The organism is Rugamonas sp. GW822-FHT03B10, from assembly GCF_058801745.1.
In genome coordinates this window covers 313920-335110 of sequence record NZ_JBXANP010000002.1, presented here as the reverse complement: position 1 = coordinate 335110, position 21191 = coordinate 313920, and the positions used below count along the sequence as shown (strand labels likewise).

The 21191-nt window shown below is 66.6% G+C and carries 14 protein-coding genes; 6 read left to right on the top strand and 8 right to left on the bottom strand.

Going from position 1 to position 21191, the window contains the following annotated elements; translation table 11 throughout:
• Positions 1-25 precede the first annotated feature (25 nt).
• On the bottom strand, positions 26-1294 hold the full coding sequence (locus tag AC1RQG_RS04660; protein ID WP_493128779.1) for an O-antigen ligase family protein: 1269 nt from the start codon (positions 1292-1294) through the stop codon (positions 26-28).
• Between the two features lie 196 nt (positions 1295-1490).
• On the opposite strand from AC1RQG_RS04660, the gene AC1RQG_RS04655 reads away from it, so the two are divergent.
• Complete coding sequence (locus tag AC1RQG_RS04655; RefSeq protein ID WP_493128777.1) at positions 1491-2306, top strand: glycosyltransferase family 2 protein; 816 nt, start codon at positions 1491-1493, stop codon at positions 2304-2306.
• A complete protein-coding gene (locus tag AC1RQG_RS04650) occupies positions 2303-3397 on the top strand; it encodes a glycosyltransferase family 2 protein (RefSeq protein ID WP_493128775.1) in 1095 nt (364 codons plus the stop codon). The genes AC1RQG_RS04655 and AC1RQG_RS04650 overlap by 4 nt, the downstream gene beginning before the upstream one ends.
• A 31-nt stretch (positions 3398-3428) precedes the next feature.
• Here the strand turns inward: AC1RQG_RS04650 and AC1RQG_RS04645 are convergent, their stop codons facing one another.
• Together AC1RQG_RS04645 and AC1RQG_RS04640 are read right to left on the bottom strand one after the other, a co-directional pair.
• A complete protein-coding gene (locus tag AC1RQG_RS04645; protein ID WP_493128773.1) occupies positions 3429-4040 on the bottom strand; it encodes a response regulator transcription factor in 612 nt (203 codons plus the stop codon).
• Entirely contained in the window at positions 4030-5610 is a 1581-nt protein-coding gene (locus AC1RQG_RS04640) for a sensor histidine kinase (protein WP_493128771.1), read from the bottom strand. The genes AC1RQG_RS04645 and AC1RQG_RS04640 overlap by 11 nt, the downstream gene beginning before the upstream one ends.
• 259 nt (positions 5611-5869) lie before the next feature.
• Here AC1RQG_RS04640 and AC1RQG_RS04635 point away from each other — a divergent pair, with 259 nt between their 5' ends.
• Together AC1RQG_RS04635 and AC1RQG_RS04630 are read left to right on the top strand one after the other, a co-directional pair.
• Positions 5870-6859 (top strand): VirK/YbjX family protein, encoded by a 990-nt coding sequence (locus tag AC1RQG_RS04635; RefSeq protein WP_493128770.1) that lies wholly within the window; start codon positions 5870-5872, stop codon positions 6857-6859.
• A gap of 122 nt (positions 6860-6981) precedes the next feature.
• On the top strand, positions 6982-7218 hold the full coding sequence (locus tag AC1RQG_RS04630; protein ID WP_493128769.1) for a DUF6139 family protein: 237 nt from the start codon (positions 6982-6984) through the stop codon (positions 7216-7218).
• Positions 7219-7298: 80 nt separating this feature from the next.
• On the opposite strand, the gene dnaE is transcribed toward AC1RQG_RS04630, so the two are convergent.
• A complete protein-coding gene (gene dnaE / locus AC1RQG_RS04625; RefSeq protein ID WP_493128768.1) occupies positions 7299-10844 on the bottom strand; it encodes a DNA polymerase III subunit alpha in 3546 nt (1181 codons plus the stop codon).
• Between the two features lie 181 nt (positions 10845-11025).
• Here dnaE and AC1RQG_RS04620 point away from each other — a divergent pair, with 181 nt between their 5' ends.
• Positions 11026-11913 (top strand): sulfurtransferase, encoded by an 888-nt coding sequence (locus tag AC1RQG_RS04620; RefSeq protein ID WP_493128766.1) that lies wholly within the window; start codon positions 11026-11028, stop codon positions 11911-11913.
• A 151-nt stretch (positions 11914-12064) separates the two neighbouring features.
• On the top strand, positions 12065-12676 hold the full coding sequence (locus tag AC1RQG_RS04615) for a transposase (protein WP_493128764.1): 612 nt from the start codon (positions 12065-12067) through the stop codon (positions 12674-12676).
• A 24-nt stretch (positions 12677-12700) separates the two neighbouring features.
• On the opposite strand, the gene AC1RQG_RS04610 is transcribed toward AC1RQG_RS04615, so the two are convergent.
• The 4 genes from AC1RQG_RS04610 to AC1RQG_RS04595 all read right to left on the bottom strand — a co-directional run bounded on the left by AC1RQG_RS04610 (position 12701) and on the right by AC1RQG_RS04595 (position 21066).
• Positions 12701-14032, bottom strand: a complete 1332-nt coding sequence (locus AC1RQG_RS04610; protein WP_493128762.1) for a TolC family outer membrane protein — start codon at positions 14030-14032, stop codon at positions 12701-12703.
• 2 nt (positions 14033-14034) lie between these two features.
• Positions 14035-15399 carry an HlyD family type I secretion periplasmic adaptor subunit gene (locus AC1RQG_RS04605; protein WP_493128760.1) on the bottom strand — a complete coding sequence of 455 codons (1365 nt, stop codon included), beginning with the start codon at positions 15397-15399 and terminating at the stop codon, positions 14035-14037.
• A gap of 3 nt (positions 15400-15402) precedes the next feature.
• Positions 15403-17304: a type I secretion system permease/ATPase gene (locus tag AC1RQG_RS04600; RefSeq protein ID WP_493128758.1), complete on the bottom strand. Its 1902-nt coding sequence runs from the start codon at positions 17302-17304 to the stop codon at positions 15403-15405.
• A 234-nt stretch (positions 17305-17538) separates the two neighbouring features.
• On the bottom strand, positions 17539-21066 hold the full coding sequence (locus AC1RQG_RS04595) for a DUF4214 domain-containing protein (protein WP_493128756.1): 3528 nt from the start codon (positions 21064-21066) through the stop codon (positions 17539-17541).
• Between the last annotated feature and the right edge of the window lie 125 nt (positions 21067-21191).

Below are 21191 nucleotides of genomic sequence, written 5' to 3'. Positions count from 1 at the left end.
AAACCTAAGTAAGAGTGAAGGCCCGTCACGGGCGCGCGGGGATGGCGCGGCCGCCGTCATCGAGGCAGAACGCGGCCAGCATGCACACCATCACACCGTAGAAAACCTTGGGCATCATCAGCCAGAACATCACGTCCGTCAAACCGAAGCCGATGAAGCACACCACCAGCGTCACGCCGGCCAGCGCGGCGGCGCGCCGTTCGGCGCCGGCGTCGGCCGCGCGCAGCACGCCGAGGAACAGGCGCAGGGGCGCGCCGTACATCAGCAGCAGGAAGCTGAAATCGAGCACGCCGCCGGTGGCCAGCATGTGGATCGCGTCGTTATGGCTGCTGCTGTAGATCAGCGCCGGCGACTGCTGCAGCCGGCCTTGCGCATGCAGCGCGTTCAGGGCCTGGTGGAACGATTCGCGCCCCACGCCCAGCCAAGGATGCTCGGAAATCATCATCCACGACGCCTTCCACAGCTCCAGCCGGATCCCGACCGAGGTGGTGGCGTCGCCATGGAGCTGGTACAGCCGCACCTCGTCGACGGCCTGCGCCACGCGGGCGGCGATGCCGGTGGCCGGCACCATCCAGGCCAGCGCGCACAGGGCCAGCGCCAGCAGCACGCCGTAGACGAGGCGGCGGCCATGGACGGCGCTGCCGTATTTAAGCAGCGGCACGATCGCCAGCAGCAGGGCCAGCCAGCCGCCGCGCGAGCCCGACAACACCGACGCCGTCAGGCCGCTCACGCAGGCCAGCACGGGCAGCCACGCCAGGCGCGTCTGGCGCAGCGACGACAGCGCGCACAGCGACAGCATGCCCATGGCCACGGCCAGGTCGCCGAAGGTGATGGCGTGGTGGGTGAAGCCCTCCACCCGGTCCGTCCCCCAGGCCAGCCACTGGGCCACGGCCACCACCCCGGCCGCCACGCTGCCCAGGCACAGGCCCAGCCAGAACCAGCGGATAGTCGGCCGGTAGCCGGCCACGAACAGGAAACAGGTCAGGCTCAACAGCAAGCGGAACGGGCCGTCCAGCGTGTGCAGGCGCTGCCCGTAGATCAGCAGCCGGGCCAGCGACAGCAGGAAATAGCCGCCGAAGGCCAGCACCACGGGGCCGAAGGCGCGGCCATGCGCGGCCCACAGCGCGGCCAGGCGCGCGCGCCCCATCCAGCCCAGGCCCAGCAGCATGAGCAGCTGGCTCAGCCCCATGCCGTCGCGCGTGCTCAGCACCAGCGCCGGCAGCATGAACACCAGCAAGCTGGCGTACATGGCGGCGGGGTCGTTCCTGACACGTTCGGCGATCGTTATACTCATTGGTGTAGCTGCAACAGCGGGCCCGCTGTTGTTGTAAAAAACAGTATTATAAGGGATCGCCGCCCCGCCGGAGCCCCCTCATCCGCTGGCGGACGCCGCCCCGGCCAGGTTGGGCCCCGCCGCCGTTTGGGGTACTATGCGTACTCCGCCGTGCCGGCGATCCGCCCCGGCGGCGTGCCCTCTCCTCTTGAATCGTATGTCCCAGCCCTTTACCATTTCCATCGTCGTCTCCACCTACAACCGGCCCGACGCCCTGGCCGCCGTGCTGCGAGCGTGCTTCGCGCAGGACGACCGCCACTACGAGATCATCGTCGCCGACGACGGCTCCACGGCCAGCACGGCGCAGTGCATCGCCGCGCTGCAACCGTACGCGCCCGTGCCGCTGCGCCACGTGTGGCAGGAGGACCTGGGCTTCCGGCTGGCGCGGGTGCGCAACCTCGGCATCCAGGACGCGCGCGGCGAGTACCTGATCTTCCTCGACGGCGACTGCGTGCCGCAGCCCGACTTCGTCAGCCAGCACCGCAAGCTGGCCCAGCGCGGCCACATGGTGTCGGGCAGCCGCATCCTGCTCAGCGAGCAGCTGACGGCGCGCGTGCTGGCCGGCCAGGTGGACGTCAACCGGCTCACGCTGGCCGACAAGCTGCGGCTGCGGGCCGGCGGCCACCTTAACAAAATCTTACAATTATTGGCGCGCTGGCCCGACGTGGGCCGCGCCCGCCGCCAGTTCAGCTGGCGCCGCATCAAGGGCTGCAACCTGGCCATGTGGCGCAGCGACCTGGACCGCATCAACGGCTTCGACGAAAGCTTCCGCGGCTGGGGCTACGAGGATTCGGACATCGTGGTGCGCCTGTTCAACGCCGGCGTGATGCGCAAGGATGGCGCGTTCGCCACCGAGGTGCTGCACCTGTGGCACCCCGAGAGCAAGCGCGACCAGGCCGGCAGCAACCGCGAGCTGGTGGTGCGCCGCATCGCCGACAAGACCATCCGCGCCGCCCAGGGCCTGCAGGCGTGAGCCCGGCCCGCATCAGCATCGTCATGGCCGCCTACAACGCGGCCCCGTTCATCGCCGACACCCTCGAACGCATCGTCGGCCAGATGACGGCCGCGCACGAACTGATCGTGGTCGACGACGGCTCGCGCGACGACACGGCCGGGCAGGTGCGCGCCATCCAGGCCCGCCACCCGGCGCTGCGCATCGTGCTGCACCAGCAAGCCAACGCCGGCATCGCGGGCGCGCGCAACGCCGGCCTCGCGCTGGCCGGCGGCCAGTACCTGGCCTTCATCGACAGCGACGACTGGCTGCGCCCCGGCGCGCTGGCCGCGCTCGACGACGTGATCGCGCGTGAGCAGCCGGACGTGATCAGCACCGCTTTCCGCTTCTGGCACCCGGACGCGCCGCACAAGGACCGCGACGTGCAGCTCAGCTACCCGGCGGACCGGCGCCTCGAAGGCCAGGACGCGATCCTGGTCCCGTTCTTCAACGACCGCCACACCTACCTGTGGAACAACGTCTGCAAGCGCGACGTGTACGCGCGCCTGCCGCAGCCGCCGTTCCCGGCCGGCCGGCTGTTCGAGGACCTGTCGGTGGTGCCGCTGCTGCTGGCGCACTGCCGCAGCATGGTGTACCTGCCGTTCGTGCTGCTCGACTACCGCCAGCATCCGGCCAGCATCACCAAGGCCGTCAGCGCCGCCTGGTGCGTGGACGTGGTGACGGCGCTGGCCAGCGCCCGCGCGCCGCTGGCGCAAGCCGGCATCGGACCGGCCGCGCGGCAAGGATTCGACGCGGCCGTGTGCGACTTCTACGTGAGCACCGTCAAATGCAGCTACCAGTTGCCCGGACGAGAAGGCAAGGCCGTGCGTGCGCGCCTGCGCGAGATCTTCCTGTCCAGCCTGTACACCCCGCTGGAGCAACTGCGGGCCCGGCTGGCCGCCCCCGGCGCCAGCCAGGCCAACCGGCGCAACGCCCGCCAGCTGGGCCAGATCCTGCGTGGCGACTGGATGTTCCACCTGCGCCAGAGCGCCAGCCGCCAGTTCAAGCTGTGGCGCCGCGCCCGCCGCACCCCGAAACCGGGGTCAGGTCATACCGCCGCGCAAGATGCGTGATGGCATGACCTGACCCCGGTTCGCGGGGGACTCAGCCCTCGCCTTGCGACAGGCTGATCCGCACCAGGTCGGCCACGTTGTCCACCCCCAGCTTGGCCATCAGGCGCGCCTTGTGCACCTCCACCGTGCGCACGCTGATGCCCAGCGCCGGGCCGATGTCGCGGTTGTGCTGCCCCATCACCACCAGCCGCATCACCTCGCGCTCGCGCGGCGTCAGTACGCGCAGCAGGTCGGCGCCGCGCGCGCGCCGCTGCCGGGCGCCGCGCTGGGCCCGCTCGCGCGCGTAGCCGTCCTCGATGGCGGCCACCAGCTTGGCGTCGTCGAACGGTTTTTCCAGGAAGTCGATGGCGTTGGCCTTGAACGCGGCGCGCGCCGAGCCCACGTCGCCATGGCCGGTGGCGATGATGACGGGGATGGCGCAGCCGCGCGCCAGCAATTCCTGCTGCAGCGCCAGCCCGTCCATGCCCGACATGCGGATGTCGATCAGCAGGCAGCCGGCCCAGTCCGGCCGCCACGCGTTCAGGAACGCTTCGCCGCTGGCGAACACGGCGGTGCGGTAGCCGCGCACGCCCAGCAGCAGGCCCAGCGCGTCGCGCACGGCCGGGTCGTCGTCGACGATGAAAACGGTCAGATCATGTGGCAACTGCTTCTCCTCCTGCCGCCATCGGCAGATCGAATCGGAATATGCCGTGCGCACCGACCTCGGCCCACAGGCTGCCGCCGTGGGCCTCGACGATGGCGCGGCTCAGGACCAGGCCCAGCCCCAGGCCGCTGGCCTTGGACGAGGCGAACGGCTCGAACAGGCGCGCCGCCAGCGCCTCCGACACGCCGGCGCCGCTGTCCTCCACGCTCAGGCGCAGCCGCCCGTCCGGCGCCGGCGCGGCCGCCACGCTGACGCGGCGCGATCCGGCCGGCTGGGCCAGCACGGCGTCGCTGGCGTTGTCGAGCAGGTTGCGCAGCACCAGCTCGACCTGCAGCCGGTCGGCGCGCAAGGTCAGGGCCGGGTCCACGTCCACCGTCAGCACGATGCCGTGCTGGCGGAACGGCAGCTGGAACTGGGCCGCGATGCCCTGCACCAGGGCGGCCGCCGACACGGTCTCGAAACGCATGGCGCCGGTGCGGAAGAAATCGCGCAGGCGCCGCACCACGTCGGCCGCCCGCCCCGCCTCGACCAGCATGCGGCCGATGGCGTCGCGCAGCAAGGCCTCGTTCTCGCCCCGCTCCAGCAAATGCTCGCACGCCTTGCCGTAGGCCGACAGGGCCGTGAGCGGCTGGTTCAGCTCATGGGCCAGCGCGGCGGCCATCTCGCCGGCGGCCGCCAGCCGCAGCGACTGGCGCAGGTCGGCCGCCACCTTGCGCAGCTCGTCGACCACGATGCCGATGAAGAAACCGACCAGCGCCAGCATCGCGTCGAGCATCTGCAATTCATACACGGCCAGGTCGCGCGCGCCATGCCACTTGACCAGCGCGATGATGCCCGTCTGCAGCACGAACACGATCAGCGCCGTGCCATACAGGCCCTGGCGCGAGGCGGCCCAGATCACCGGCAGGAACAGGAAATAGAAATGCTTGAATTCGGAACTGGCGATCGAGCCGAACACCGCGTACAGCACCAGCATGGCCAGCGCCAGGTAGGCCAGCGTCTCGCCACGGGACAGGATGCGCCACAGCCGGGCCCGCCCTTGGCCGCTGGCCAGCATCCAGATCAGCGGCATCGACACCAGGATGCCCACCGTGTCGCCGATGCCGAAGCGCATCAGCGCCAGCGGCCATTGGGCCGGCGGCACCAGCCCGGCCGCCGACAGCAGCGAGATATAGCCGATGCCGTTGAACAGCGTGCCCGCCGCCACCACCAGCACCCAGTGGAACAGGCGGCCGCGGTTGTCGAACATGTCGGCGCTGGAGAAGTCGCGCCGCAGGACCGCGCCCATCAGGCCATAGGCGGCCGTCAGCCACAGCGCGCCGGCCAGCGTGGCGAGCGGGCCGGCCGGCATGCCGCGCACCAGCAGCTCGCCCCCGAGCAGGGCCAGGAACAGCGGCAGCGCCGCGCGCCGGCCATAGCGCAGCCAGAACACCAGCCCGAGGGCCGGATCGGGATTCCAGGGCGTGATGTTCAGGCCGTACAACGGATACAGGTAGGTCGCCCAGTCGAACAGCAGGTAGAGCGCGATGAACGCCGGATAGTGCAGGTAGCGGAGCGAAAATTGACGCATGGAATGGGCTTGTAACGGCATGTAGCATTATGCATGGCAATTTATCAAAACACACTAGGGCCAGCCACTACGTGTTTCCCTTACGCGCGCGACGGAATCGACCGTCGTAGCCACGGCGGCCGCAGGCCGGCCGGCCGGGTGCGCTTAAGGGAAAACCGTAAGAGCTTTTGCCAATTTACAATATGTTACACGCGGCATACGATATCCGATTCCGTATTCCGCCCCTCCCCCTCCCATGACGACGCAGGCATCCGCCCCGGTGGCACAGTTAATCACCCTCCGCACGGGGCTGGCCGCCCGCGATGGCGCCTTGTCCTGGCTGCGCGACACGCTCAAGCTGTCGTTGCGGGCCTCGCTGAACCGGCGCACGACGGTGGGCTGGCTGGAACTGCTCAACTCCCATCCGCTGTACCGCGAGCTGGTGCAGATCTACCCGATGATGGTGTACAAGATCTACCGCCCCTACCTCAGCGACGCGCTCAACTGCGCCGGCCGTCTGCAGGTGATCGAGGACCATTACCGCTTCGTGCTGCGCCACGGGTTGGGGCCGCTCACGGTGCGCCTCGCGCGCGCGCCCGTGATCCTGGGCCAGGTGGAAGGCAAGTCGGGCCGCGCCTACCAGCTGGAGATGCACGCCGTGGCGCCGCTCGAGCGCGAGGGCGAACTGATGCTGCGCCTGCTGCAGGATGGCGAGCGCGTGTTCTCCACCTCGTTCGTGTTCTTCCAGGGCGAGCGCGGCATGGCGCTGGGCGTGGGCTGCATGCAGGGTCCGCAGGACGAGGACGGCCAGCAACGCATCAAGGAAGCGACGCGCGACCTGCACGGCCTGCGCCCGAAGAACCTGATGGTCTACCTGCTGCGCCAGCTGGGCCACGCCTACGGCTGCGGCCAGCTGCGGCTGGTGGGCAACGCCAACCGCACGGCCCGCACGGCGCTGCGCAAGGGCAAGGTGCACGCCGACTACGACGCCCTGTGGCAGGAACTGGACGCCCAACGGCGTCCGGACGGCGACTACCAGCTGGCGTGCGCGCCGCTGGCCGGGCCGGACATGAGCACCATCCCCTCGAAGAAGCGCTCCGAATACCGCAAGCGGCATGAAACGCTGGAAGCGCTGGCGGCCATCCTGCGGACCGGCCTGCAGGCGCCGCGGCTGGCGTCGGTGGCCGGCGGCCCGCTGCGCGACTTCAGCGCCGACCAGGCGGACGGCGCCGCGCTCGACGACGACGGCTACCGCTCGGCGCTGGCCTGAGCGGCGCCGCGCCCGTCGCGGGCCGGACCGAAACGTCCGCGCGCACCGATTTCCTGTAACATAGGCGATGGCGGCGGTGCCAATCGGCCCGTTCGCCGCCTTGCCCATCAAGGAGAAGCGACATGCGCGTGGACATCTATCGCAGAGCGGAACACAACGGCAATTTTTCCTACCTGGCCGTGCCCGAAGACAAGGCCATCCCCCAGGAAGCCATCAACACCGACTGGCAACCGGCCGCCCAGCGGGTGGAGGTGGACGAGGATGGCGCCGACACCCTGCCCCAATACCACATCGCCGAGCCCTTGGCGCAGATCCGCGCCAAGGGCTACGCCATCACCGGGCTGAACGGCAAAGGTTGAGCGACAAACCGGGGTCAGGTCATGCCGTCACGCAAGATGCGCGCATCTTGCGTGACGGCATGACCTGACCCCGGTTTGCTTCAGTATTCGACGGCCACCTCGCGCGCGCCCAGCACCTGCTGCAACGCCAGCTGCAAATCGTCCGACGGGGCCACGCGCCACTCGTCGCCGAACTGCAGCACGCACGCCACGCCCTGCGGCGCGATGCGGGCCGCGATCGGCAAGCCCTGCTCGTGGCGGTGCGGCGCCAGCACGTCGGCGATCTTGCGGCTGTCGAGCGTGGCCGGCAGCGACAGGCCCAGCTGGCGGCCGTACTGCACGCGCGCCGTGACGATGTCGAACACCTTCTCGGCCGAGATCCGCAGCCCGCCCGAGAAGCGGTCCTCCGACACCTTGCCCACCACGGCCAGGAACTCGTCCTCCTTGAACATCTTCTTGTTCTCTTCGAACACCTCCGAATACACGGTCACTTCCAGCACGGCGCTCTTGTCGTCCAGCGTGACGATCAGGATCTTGCCGCGCTGGGTCATTTGCGGCCGGATGCCCGTGATCACGCCGCACAGCATGCGCGGCTCGCGCGACGGCTCCAGCTCGGACAATTTGGTGCGCGCGAAGCGGCGCGCCTCGGGCGCGAACGAGTCGAACATGTGGCCCGACAGGTAGAAGCCGAGCGCCGTCTTCTCCTCGGCCAACCGCTGGCGGTCCGTGAACGGCGCGCACTTGACGTATTCGGGCGGCGCCACCAGGTCGCTGTCGTCGCCGCCGAACAGGCTGACCTGGTTGGCCGAACGGGCTTCCTGCTCGGCGCACTCCATGGCGAAGCCGACCGAGGCCAGCAGGACCGCCCGGTCCACGCCCAGGCAATCGAAGGCGCCCGCGCGGATCAGCGATTCGATGGTGCGGCGGTTGATCTGCTTCTTGTCGACCCGCTTGCAGAAATCGAACAGGCTGACGAACGGCCCGCCCGCCTCGCGCGCGGCGACGATGGCCTCGATCGCGTTCTGGCCCGCGCCCTTCACGGCGCCCAGGCCGTAGCGGATCTGCGTCACCTTCTTGCCCGTCACGGACGGCGGCGGGCCGTCCGGCGTGAAGCGGAACTGCGACAGGTTGATGTCCGGCGGCAGGATGGTCAGGCCGCAGATGTCGATCGAATCCTCGACCAGGATCTTGACCTTCTCCGTGTCCTCCATCGCCAGCGACATGTTGGCCGCCATGAACGCGGCCGGATGGTGCGCCTTCAGGTACGCCGTGTGGTACGACAGCAGCGCGTACGCGGCCGCGTGCGACTTGTTGAAACCGTAGCCGGCGAACTTCTCCATCAAGTCGAAGATCTCGTCGGCCTTCTCCTGCGACAGGCCGTCCTTGGCGGCGCCGGCGCGGAAGATGGCGCGGTGCTCGGCCATCTCCTCGGCCTTCTTCTTGCCCATCGCGCGGCGCAGCATGTCGGCGCCGCCCAGCGAGTAGCCGCCGACGATCTGCGCCATCTGCATCACCTGCTCCTGGTACACCATGATGCCGTAGGTCTCGGACAGAATCGATTCCGTGCGCGGATCGGGATAGTCGAACTTCTCGCCGTGCTTGCGCTTGCAGAAGTCGGGGATCAGGTCCATCGGGCCCGGACGGTACAGCGCCACCAGCGCGATGATGTCCTCGAAGCGGTCGGGCCGCGCATCCTTCAGCATGCCCTGCATGCCGCGCGACTCCAGCTGGAACACGGCCACGGTCTTGGCCTTGGTCAGCAGTTCATACGACGGCCGGTCGTTCAGCGGCAGCCGGGCCAGGTCGAAGTCGGCGTCGGCCGGGTCGAGCTGCTTGATGTAGCGCACCGCGCGGTCGAGGATGGTCAGCGTGGTCAAGCCCAGGAAGTCGAACTTCACCAGGCCCACGGCCTCCACGTCGTCCTTGTCGTACTGCGACACCACGCCGGTGTCGCCCGACTGCGTGTACAGCGGGCAGAAGTCGGTCAGCTTGCCCGGCGCGATCAGCACGCCGCCGGCGTGCATGCCGATGTTGCGCGTGATGCCCTCGACCTGCTGCGCGAGGTCCAGCAGCTGGCGCACCTCCTCCTCGTTCTCCTGGCGCTCCTTGAGCATCGGCTCCTCCTCGATCGCGTCGGCGATCGTCACCGGCTTGCCCGGCTTGAACGGAATCAGCTTGGACACGCCGTCGCAGAAGTTATAGCCGAAGTCCATCACCCGGCCCACGTCGCGGATGGCGCCCTTGGCGGCCATGGTGCCGAAGGTGGCGATCTGCGACACGGCGTCGCGGCCGTACAGGTCCTTCACGTGCTGGATCACCAGTTCGCGCTTCTCCTGGCAGAAGTCGATGTCGAAGTCGGGCATCGAGACCCGTTCCGGGTTCAGGAAACGTTCGAACAGCAGGTTGTACTTGAGCGGGTCGAGGTCGGTGATCTTCAGGCAGTACGCCACCAGCGAGCCGGCGCCCGAACCGCGTCCCGGGCCGATCGGCACGCCGTTGTTCTTGCCCCACTGGATAAACTCGGCCACGATCAGGAAGTAGCCGGGGAACTTCATCTTGATGATGGTCTCGTTCTCGAACTGCAGGCGGGCCTCGTAGCGCGGCCGCTCCTTCTCGCGTTTTTCAGGATCGGGGAACAGATGGATCAGGCGTTCCTCCAGGCCCTTCTTGGTTTCCAAGACCAGGAACTCGTCGATCGTCATGCCCGGCGTGGGGAAGTTCGGCAGCTGCGGCTTGCCCAGCGTGAGCGTGAGGTTGCAGCGCTTGGCGATCTCCACCGAATTCTGCAGCGCGGCCGGCAGGTCGGCGAACAATTCGCGCATCTCGGCCTGCGACAGGAAGCGCATCTGCTCGTTGAAGCGGCGCACGCGCTTGGCGTTGGCCAGCATCTCGCCCTCGGCGATACAGATGCGGGCCTCGTGCGCGATGAATTCATCGCCCGACAGGAACTGCACGGGATGGGTGGCCACCACCGGCAAGCCAAGGCGCGCGGCCAGCGCCACCGCGTGGCGCACCTGCTGCTCCTGGTTGGCCTGGCCGGCGCGCTGGATCTCGATGTAGAAATGGCCGGGGAAGATGTCGGCCCACTTGCGCGCGTTGCGCTCGGCCAGCTCCGGATTGCCGTTCTCGATGGCGATGCCGACGTCGCCGAAATGGGCGCCGGACAGCGCGATCAGGCCGTTGGCCGGATCCTCGCCGGGCAGCAGCGGATAGGATTTGGAGGTGAGCTCCATCAGCCACTCGGTGCGGATCTCGGCGCGGCCCTTGTGCTGGTTGGTGAGCCAGGCCAGCGACAGCAGCTCGCACAACTGCAGGTAGCCCATGCGGTTTTTCGCGTACAGCATCAGGCGCGAAGGCTTGTCGCGGTTGTCGTCGTTGGTGATCCACACGTCCACCCCGACCACCGGCTTGATGCCCTTGCCGCGCGCGGCCTTGTAGAACTTGACCATGCCGAACATGTTGGACAGGTCGGTGACGGCCAGCGCCGCCTGCTTGTCCTTGGCGGCGGCCGACACCAGGTCGTCGATGCGCACCAGGCCATCGACGATGGAATACTCGGAGTGCACCCGCAGGTGGACGAAGTCCGGCCCGGCGGGGGCGGCCGCCGGGGTTTCCGCCGCTACTTGTTCGTTTGCTACCATGTTCATACGCCGCTCAATGCTGGTTCAATAACCCGCTATTTTACCGTGCGGCGGCCGGGGCCGAGAATTGATTGCGGGGCGAGATGGAGGCCGCGCAGCCCCTGCCCGTTTATTGGGCAACCTTGATGAAGATCAAGCCATTCCGCGTATAATGTCGCCTGATCCGCTTTTCCTCCTCCTACGCACCATGCAAGCTCACACCACCAGCGCCGCCTCCGGCGCCGCAGCCGCTGCCGCAGCCGCCGCCGTCCACGTCAACATCGCCGCCTACAAGTTCATCACCTTCGACAACACGGAGGAGATGCGGCCCCAATACCAGGCGATCTGCAATGAACTGGGCCTGAAGGGCACCATCCTGCTCACGCCCGAAGGCATCAACATGTTCCTGTCCGGCCCGCGCGGCCAGATCGACCAGTTCCTCGCCTGGGTGCGCAGCGACGCCCGCTTCGCCGACCTGGAAGTGAAGGAAAGCCTGTCGAGCGAACAGTCGCACAAGCGCATGCTGGTGAAGATCAAGAAGGAAATCATCACCATGCGCATGCCGCTGATCAAACCGGAGGAAGGCCGCGCCCCGTTCGTGGAGGCGGCCACGCTCAAGCGCTGGCTCGACAACGGCGTGGACGACAACGGCCAGCCGGTGGTGATGGTCGACACGCGCAACGACTTCGAAGTGGACGTGGGCACCTTCAACAACACGGTCGACTACCGCATCAAGAAGTTCACGGAATTCCCGCAAGTGATCGCCGAGCACAAGGACGACTTCGCCGGCAAGACCGTGGTCACCTTCTGCACCGGCGGCATCCGCTGCGAAAAGGCCGCCATCCACATGCAGAACATCGGCTATGAGAACGTGTACCAGCTCGAAGGCGGCATTTTGAAATACTTCGAGGAAGTGGGCGGCGACCACTACACGGGCGACTGCTTCGTGTTCGACTACCGCACCGCGCTCAATCCCAAGCTGGAGCCGACCGAGACCGTGCAGTGCTTCAACTGCCGGGCCGTCGTCACGCCGCGCCAGCAGCTGTCGCCCGAATACGTGTACGAGAAGTCCTGCCCGCACTGCCACGGCAAATAAACGAAAACCGGGGTCAGGTCATACCTTGGGGCAAGATGCACGCATCTTGCCCCAAGGTATGACCTGACCCCGGTTTTTACCGCGCGCGGCTGCGATGGCGCAAGGGGCGCGCAGGAGGCCTTCGCTACACTGGGCTTTTTGCGCGGTCATCATGCCCAGATCCTTACGCATCGAAGTTGCCGGCGGCCTTTACCACGTCACCTCGCGCGGCGACCGGCACGAGGATATCTACCTCGACGATGGCGACCGCCTGCTCTGGCTCGACATCCTGTCCCACACTTGCGCGCGCTTCAACTGGACCTGCCACGCCTGGTGCCAGATGACCAACCACTACCACCTGGTGGTGGAAACGGCCAAGGCCAATCTGTCGTCGGGCATGCGTCAGCTCAACGGGGTCTACACCCAGGCCAGCAACCGCAAGCATGGCCACTGCGGCCACGTGTTCCAGGGCCGCTACAAGGCCATCCTGGTCGAGCGCGACAGCTATCTGCTGGAGCTGGCCCGCTACGTGGTGCTCAACCCGGTGCGGGCCGGCATCGTGCGCGAGGCCGGGGACTGGCCGTGGACGTCGTACCCGGCCATGATCGGCCGCGTCACGCCGCCGGCCTGGCTGCGCACCGACTGGATCCTCGGCCGGTTCGATACCAGGCACGACATCGCCATCGCCCGCTACATCGATTTCGTGCGCGCGGGAATGGCAAAACCGGGGTCAGGTCATACGATGAGGCAAGATGCGCGCATCTTGCCTCATCGTATGACCTGACCCCGGTTTTTCCGTGCCGCAGGCCTATTCGAAGTAGGCGGCGATCAGGCGCACGTCGTCGGGACTGAGGATGCCGGCGGCCGCGCGCAGCCGCGTCGAGGCCAGCAGGTAGCCGTAGCGCGCTTCCGACCGGTCGCGCTTGGCCATGTACAGCTGGCGCTGCGCCGTCAGCAGGTCGAGGTTGATGCGCACCCCGCCCTTGATGCTCTGCTCGGTCGCCGTCACCAGCAACTGGGCCGATTCCACCGCCCGGTCCAGCGCTTCGATCCGCGCGATGCTGCTGAGCACGAGGTTGTAGTTGCGCCGCAGTTCCACCAGCACCTTGTTGGTCTGCGCGTCCAGGTCGGCCTTGGCCTTCTCGCGCCCGGCCGCCGCCTGCCGCATCGAGGCGCTCACCGCCCCGCCGTTGTAGATCGGCACGTTGAGCTGGAAGCCCACGCTGCGGATCGTATTGAACTGGTTGATCGTGGTCAGCGATTCGGACCCGGTCTTGCCATAGGTGCCGATCAGGTCCAGCCGCGGCGCGTGCCCGGCGCGCTGCTTGTTGTATTCCTGGGTGGCGATCTCGACACCCTTGCTCAGCGTCAGCAGATCGGGGTTGTTCTCCAGCGCCGTCTTCTTCCAGCTGTCGTAGCCCAGCGTGTCGCGCGCGGCCACGTGGAAGCCGGGCCGCAGCGGCGCCGGTTCGACCCCCTCGCCGCCGACGATGCCGCCCAGCGTGTCGCGCGCCACCACCAGACCGTCCTGCGCTTCCAGCAACTGCGCTTCGGCCAGGTCCAGCCGCGACTGGGTTTCCAGCACGTCGGTGCGGGTGCCCTCGCCTTTCTTGAACAGCAGCTCGTTGACCTTCTTCTGCTCCACGTACACGTCGCGCTCGGCCTTCGCCAGCGCCACCTGGTCCTCCTTGAACAGCGCGTCCACGTAGGCGCTCACCAGACGCGTGATCACTTCCTGCTGGCGGCTGGCGAACTGCGCCTCCGCGTACTCGCTCTGCGCCACGCCCTGCTTATAACGGGCCCAGCCATCGAGGTTGAACAGCGACTGGCGCACCTGCACGGTGGCCGACCGCGAGATGTAGTCCTCCGGAATCTTGCGCCCCAGCTGCTCGACCGTCGTGTGGTTGCTGTTGCCGCTGTAGCTGCCCGAGATGCTGGGCAGCAGGTTGGAGCGGCCCAGCACGCGGCTTTCCTTCGCGCCTTCGGCCGCATACACGTCGGCGCGGAACGTGGGGTCGTTCTTCAGCGCCGCCTCGTACGCTTGCAGCAGGCCGATGGCGGCCGCGTTGGCGCCCGTCAACAGGCCGGCCGCCGCCAGCGCCAGCGGCAGCAGCCGCTTCATCAATGGGGTGCGGGCCACGGTCATTCCTCCGTCATCGCCGACTTGGAGCGGTCGAAGATGGGCTTGAGCAGGTAGCTCATCATGGTGCGCTCGCCCGTCTTCACGAACAGTTCCACCGGCATGCCGGCCACGATGTCGAGGTTCTTGGCGGCGATCAGCTTGGCGCCGGCCGCCGTCACGCGGGCCCGCACCTTGTAGTACGGCTGGCCCGTCTTCTCGTCGACGGCGCGGTCGGCCGCCACCGCCACCACGGTGCCGGGGATGTGCGGCGTGCGGTTGCTGTTGAAGGCCGAGAAGATCAGCTCCACCGGCAGGCCCACGTGCACGCGGTCGATCAGGTTGACGGCCAGCTGGCCTTCCACCACCAGCCCGTCCTCCGACGGCACCACCTCCATCATGCGCGCGCCCGGTCCCACCACGCCGCCCTTGGTGAACACATTGCTGCCGACCACGATGCCGTCCACCGGCGCCCTGACGTCGGTGTTGGCCAGTTCGAAGTCCTGCGCCTTGAGCTTGCTCTCCAGCGACTCCGCTTCCTTCTGCACGTCCGACAGCATGCTGCGCACCTCCTTCTGGAATTCCTGGGTGCGCTGCACGCGGCGCAGGTTCTGCTCGGCCACCTGGCGACGGGCGCGCGCGATGTTGCCCACGTCCTCGGCGATGGCGCCGTTCACCGACGCGTAGGTGCGCTCCAGGTCCAGCAAGCGGGCGCGGGGGATGTAGCCTTCCTTGGCCAGGTCGCGGCTGTTGTCGAGCTGTTCGCGCAGGAAGCCCAGTTCGGCCTTCTTGTTGTCGCGCGATTCCTCCAGCCCGTGCGCCTGCGCCGTCAAGCCTTCGATGGTCTCGTTCATGGCCGCCAGTTCACTTTGCAGCGCCAGTTGGCGCGAGCTGAACAGTTGCTGCTGCAGCGCCATCGCGGCCTGCGTGCGGGGGTCGGCCTTGAACGGCTCCAGGCTCTTGGGGAAGGCCACCGACTTGGTGCCGTTCAGTTCGGCCTGCAGCCGGGCCTCGGCCGCGCGCATCGAGATGTACTGGGCGCGCGACACTTCCAGCGTCGCGTCGGCCAGCACCGCGTTCATGCGCACCAGCACCTGGCCGGCCTTGACCACGTCGCCATCCTTGACCAGGATGTCCTGGATGGTGCCGCCCTGCAGGTATTGCACGGCCTTGCGGTTGCCTTCCTTGGCCACCACGCCCGACAACGGCACGCCCTTGTCCAGCGGCGCGAACGTGGCCCAGACGATGAAGCCGAGCACGCCGCACAGCACGATGATCCAGCCCAGCTTGGCGTAGGCGCCGGCGTCGGTGTTGACCGTCAGCGGCGTCACGTCATGCGCCAATACTTCCACTGCGGGTTCCGCAGGCTTGTTGATAATGTTCGCCATCGATTACTCCTGTTCGCTCGCGGCGGCGCTCGCGCGCTGCTCGGCCGCCATCGTTTGCTGTGCCGCTGCCTCGGCCGCCTGCTGGGCCGCTGCCTGCTGAGCCGCCTGCTGCGCCGCTTGCTGGGCCGCCGCCTGTTGGGCCGCTTGTTGCTGCGCCTGCTGGGCGGCCGCTTGCTGGGTCGCGTTCTGCTGGGCCGCTTGCTGGGCCGCGATCTGCTTCTGGTTCTGTTCGTTCAACGCGGCCAGCACCTGGTTGCTTGGGCCGAACATGGCCACCGCGCCGTCGCGCAGCATCAGCAGCTTGGTGGTGGCGGCGATGGCGCTGGTGCGGTGCGTGATCAGCACGATCGTCTTGCCGCGCTTGCGCAATTCATGCACGGCCTGCACCAGCGCCGCCTCGCCCGCGTCGTCCAGGTTGGAGTTCGGTTCGTCCAGCACCAGCAGGGCCGGATCGCCGTACATGGCGCGGGCCAGGCCCAGGCGCTGGCGCTGGCCGCCGGACAGGCCGGCGCCGCCGTCGCCCAGGATCGTGTCGTAGCCGTTCGGGAAGTGCAGGATCATGTCGTGCACGCCGGCGCGCTTGGCCGCGTCCACCACTTTCTCGGCATCCACCTCGCCAAAGCGCGCGATGTTCTCCGCGATGGTGCCGCCGAACAGTTCGATATCCTGCGGCAGGTAGCCCATGTTCGGGCCCAATTCGGCCTTGTTCCAGTGGTAGATGTCGGCGCCGTCCAGGCGCACCTTGCCCATCACGGCCGGCCACACGCCCACCATCAGGCGCGCCAGCGTGGACTTGCCCGAACCGCTGGGGCCAATCACGCCCAGCACGTCACCGGGCTGCAGCGAGAACGACACGGCACGCAGGATGGGCACGTTCACGCCCGGCGGCGACGCCGTCACGCCTTCCACCGACAACTGGCCCTGCGGCTTGGGAAGCTCCATGCCGGCGTCGCGCGCGGGGTTCTTTTCCAGCAGGCTGGACAGGCGCTCGTAGGAGCTGCGGGTGCTGCTCCAGCTCTTCCACACGCCGATCACTTGCTGCACTGGCGCCAGCGCGCGGCCCACCAGGATGGAAGCGGCGATCATCATGCCGGCCGTGATCTTGTTTTCCAGCACCAGCAAGGCGCCAAAGCCGAGGATCAGCGATTGCAGCGAGGTCTGCACGAACTTGGTCACGGAGCTGATCATGCCGGCCTTCTCGCTGGCCTGCGCCTGCAGGTGCAGGAATTTGCCGTGCAGCTTGAACCAGCGCGACATCAGGTTGGGCAGCATGCCCATCGATTCGATCACTTCCGCGTTGCGCAGGTTGTTGGTGGCCAGGTTGCTGGCCGTGATGGCCATGGTGTTGGCTTCGGCCAGCGGCTTGCGCGTGGCGCGTTCGTTGATGAAGGCCAGCGCCACCAGGATCGCCGTGCCGCCCAGCGCGAACAGGCCCAGGCTGGGCTCGAAGAAGAAGATCACGATCAGGTAAATCGGGAACCAGGGCGCGTCGAAGAAGGCGAACAGCGCGTTGCCGGTCAGGAACTGGCGCAGGTTGGTCAGATCGTTCAGCGACTGGCCCGCGTTGCCGCCGGCGCTCTTGAGGTTCTGCTCGAAGGCGGCCGTGTACACGCGGCGGTTGAGTTCCATGTCGAAGCGGGCACCCACGCGCACCAGCACGAAGCTGCGCACCAGTTCCAGCGTGGCCATCAGCGCGTAACCGCCCAGCATGATCAGCGTCAGCATCAACAGCGTGATCTCATTGCGGCTGCCCAGCACACGGTCGTAGACCTGCAGCATGTAGAACGAGGGAACCAGCATCAACAGGTTGATGATGGCGCTGAACGCGCCCACCGTGTAGAAGGTGCGCTTGAAGGTCAGCAGGACCTGTTCAATTTCATTCTTGGGGTTCAGGAGTTTTTTCATAAGCTTGAAGGATAGGGCGCCTGGGCGGCGCGCAAGCACGTCTTCTCAATTAAAGACGAGAGATTATCCCTCAAAACCGGTCGAAAATGTGATGCTCGTCACAAATTTTTACCGATCTGCTACTTTTTTAGGCAGCCCTAACGAAAAAAACCTCCAGTGCCGGGGCACTGGAGGTTTTTGGACTGCTTTCCAACACCCTCCCGCTTGCGCGGGAAGGTCAGGAGACAGTGTTGATTACGCCACGAACACCAGGGACTGGTGGTCAGCGCTGAACGAAGCGTGGCTCAGGTCCACAGCGCCGGTCAGTTTGACGATGATGTCGGTACCGTTCACGAAGCTGGTCGACGCGTCGGCACTTGCGTGCTCGATCACGTAGGTGTTGCCACCAATCTGGAACCAAGCGACGTCGCCCATATTCGTGGCGTTGATAGCCGCGTTGGCGTAGTCTTGGAACACAGCGGTGTCTGCCAGCACAACTTTCGAAGCCTGGAAGGTTTCGGTAGCTGCGGTGTCCAGGAACTTGATCGTGTCGCCAACGGCCAGATCGGTGATCGTGGCGTAGCTGTTGACGTTGGTCGTCGCGGTGCTGATGTCGAAGGTGTCGTTGCCAGCACCGCCGGTCAGCGTGTCCAGATTGCCGTGAGCGATCAGCGTGTCGTTGCCTGCGCCGCCGTTCAGCACGTCGCTGGTGCCGGTTGCGGTCAGAACGTCAGCAGCGGCGCCGCCCTTGATGGTTTCAGCCAGGGTGCCGTTGGTGCTAGCAGTCAGCACGCCGGTCATGGCGGAACCGTCCAGCGAAGCCAGCTTCACGTTCAGCGCGTCGGCCGTCAGGGTCAGGTTGGCGTTGCCGGTCACAACGATCGACTTCAGAGCGGCGCCCTGCAGGTCGATGGTGTGGGTGTCGATCGTGGTCTCGTCGGTATCGGTAACGGTCAGGTTGATCGTCTCAACGCCAGCTGCCTTCACCAGGTTAAAGCCGGTGTCGCCGTCGACCTTGGTCACAACGTTCAGCACGTCAGCGGTGCCGGTCGCGTCAGCCAGGGTTGCAACAACGGTACCAAGGCTGGTGCCGTCGAACTCAACGGTGCTGTTGGCAACCAGTTTGTCCAGCGTCAGGATGCCAGCGGTCGAACCACCGATCACGATCGAGCTGATGTCGTCCAGGTTGTGCAGGTTGACGGTACCGTCGGCGCCGAAGGTGGTGATACCCACAACTTCGAAGCCGCTGATCTTGCCGCCGAACACAGCGTCAGCCGAAGCGCCAGCAGCATCAGCGCCGGTAGCGAACACGATGGTGTCGGTGCCGTCGCCGCCGGCCAGCGAGCCGCCGGTGCCGATGGTGGTGGTGGTGGCAGCCAGTTTCAGCACGTCGTCGCCGGCGCCCAGGGCGATTGCCTTGGTCGGAGCGGTGGTCGACAGGGTCACGGTGTCAACGCCAGCGCCGCCGGTGAAGGTTGCGTTGGTGCCGTCCAGGGTCACGGTGCTGTTGCCGGTGGTGCCCGAGGTGTCAACCGCGGTCACGGTAGCGGCCGAAGCGTCAACGGTCACGCCAGCGGCGCCGGTCACGGTCACGGTCTTCAGAGCGAAGGTCGAGCCGGACAGGTCAACTGCGTTGGTACCGGACACGTTCAGGGTAGCCACGGTGGACGAGTTCACAGCAACAACGGAGTCAGCCGTTGCGGTGGTCACGTTCAGGGTGGTGTACAGGTGGTTCGTGTCGACCACGGAAGCAGCAGCGGCTGCGGTACCAACGTTGTTCAGGTTCAGAGCCAGGGTGGTGTTGGTTGCGCCAGCGTTGGCGATGGTCACGTCAGAGTTGCTGTTGGCCAGGTTCAGGGTCGACAGCACGTCGGAGGTGACGCTCGACGATGCGCCGAAGGCGTCCAGGGTCACGGTGGTCAGCACTTTGTCGCCGCTGTCGGCAACCACTACGGCGCCGTCAACAACTTTCAGAACGCCGGTCACGCCGGTGGTGTGGTCAGCACCAGCGGTTTCGGTTGCGGCAACCAGGGCGGTGCCGTCGGTGCTCACGGTGAAGGCCGTGATGGCGGTCGCTTTGGCGGTGGCCGTGAAGGTCACCGATGCGCCGCTGGCTGCGCCGGAGGCGAAGTTAGCGCTCAGGGCGCCGGTGTAGGTACCGTTACCGACCACGCCCGAACCTTGCACGCCGCTGGCGGCGATGTTGGCGAAGGCAGCAGCGACTTCAGCTGCGGTCAGGTCTTTGGCGGCGGTGAAGGTCAGGCCGTCAACGGTCACTTCCTTGCCCGATGCCAGATCCTTGAAGGTCTGCACTTCGGTCTGGTAGGAACCAGCAGCAGCAACCACAGCATCCTTACCAGCAGCAGCGGCGGTCTGGGTCACGGTCACCGAGGTGGTGTGCTTGTCGCCGGTGACGGTCACGTCGCCTTGGGTCACGCCGTGGGTGGTCTTAGCAGCCGTGTCGGTTGCAGCGGCCGAAGCGTCCGACGTTGCAACTTGGGTCACGGTGACCGAGGTGCCGCCGGTGACGGTCACGGAAGCGGTCGAGGTTGCAGCGGTGCCCGAAGCGGCAGCGCCGGTCGAGGTCACGGCCACAGCGCCCGAAGCGTTGCCGCCGGTTGCGCCGCCAGCAGCGCCGCCAACGACGATGGAGCCGCCGGTGCTGCCGGTCGAGGTCACGGACACGTCGGTGCCGCCGTGCACTTCGATAGCCGAAGCAGCTTGCTTGGCGATGGTGGCGGAGATGATGCCAGCTGCGCCGGTGGTGTGACCCAGGGTCACGTTGCCGCCGCTCGAGGCCGACACGGTCTCGTTCAGGCCGCCGTCAGCGGTGGTGGTGCCGGTGGCGCCGGACATGGCGATGTTGGTGGTGGCGCCAGCGGTCAGCTGGGCATTGGCTGCTTGGGTCACGGCGACCTTCGTCACGCCGGTGATGTTGGCATCGGTGGTCAGGTCGAAGCCGACGTCGCCAGCGCTACGGATAGAGATGGTTTCGACGTTGCTGACGACCACGCCAGCCATCGCGGTGTTGTCCAGCGAACCAGCTGCTTTAACGTAAGCGATGTTCAGGGTGTCGTTGCCGGCGGCGCCATCGATCGAATCCAGCGCGTTCAGGGTGTCCTTGGTGACATCGGTATTACCCAGGGTGCCGTTGAACACGTCGTTGCCGCTGCCACCGATCAGGGTGTCAACAGCGGTGGTCAGGGTGTTGACGGTCACTGGGGTGTAAGCATCAACCAGCGAAACGCCGGTGGTGTGCATGTTGGCCAGGGCCGAGGTCAGCGATGCGTCGTCGGTCACGCCAGCCAGGAAGGTCTTAGCGACGCCGTTCACGTGGCCCGAAGCGTAAGCAACACGCTCTTGCTCGTTGCCGACGGTGTCCAGTTCTTTGGTGAAGGCAACAGCGGCGGCCACTTTGTTAGCGTAGACTTTGCCGTCGGCGTTCAGGGTGCCGTCGGCGTTCAGGGCGCCAGCAGCGATGTTACGCACGATCACGTCCAGTGGCGAGATGTTCTGGGTCAGTTCGTTGCCCCAGAAGTTCAGGCCGGTCTTGTCGGCGTGACGGCCGAACAGGTTGACGTAGATGGTGTCGATGATTTCGTCAGGCTGCATGCCAGCGAAGGTAGCAACGTACTCAGGGCCGGTAGCGAAATTCTTGGCGATCTCGGCAACGGTCGCGCCGCTGTCCAGTGCCTTCACGTAGAAAGCCAGGCCGTCAACGTCGGCTGGACGGTTGTAGTATGCAACGTACAGCTGTTGGACCAATTCGGTATTTGTAGCCATGTAAAACTCCTGAGTTAGAAAATAAGCACTTCGGCACGCAACGCTTGCGGAACCGCAAGACAGCGTACCGAATCATGTCAGAAGATAGTTGGGGATGGATGTGATGGGCATCACACCAAACCTCA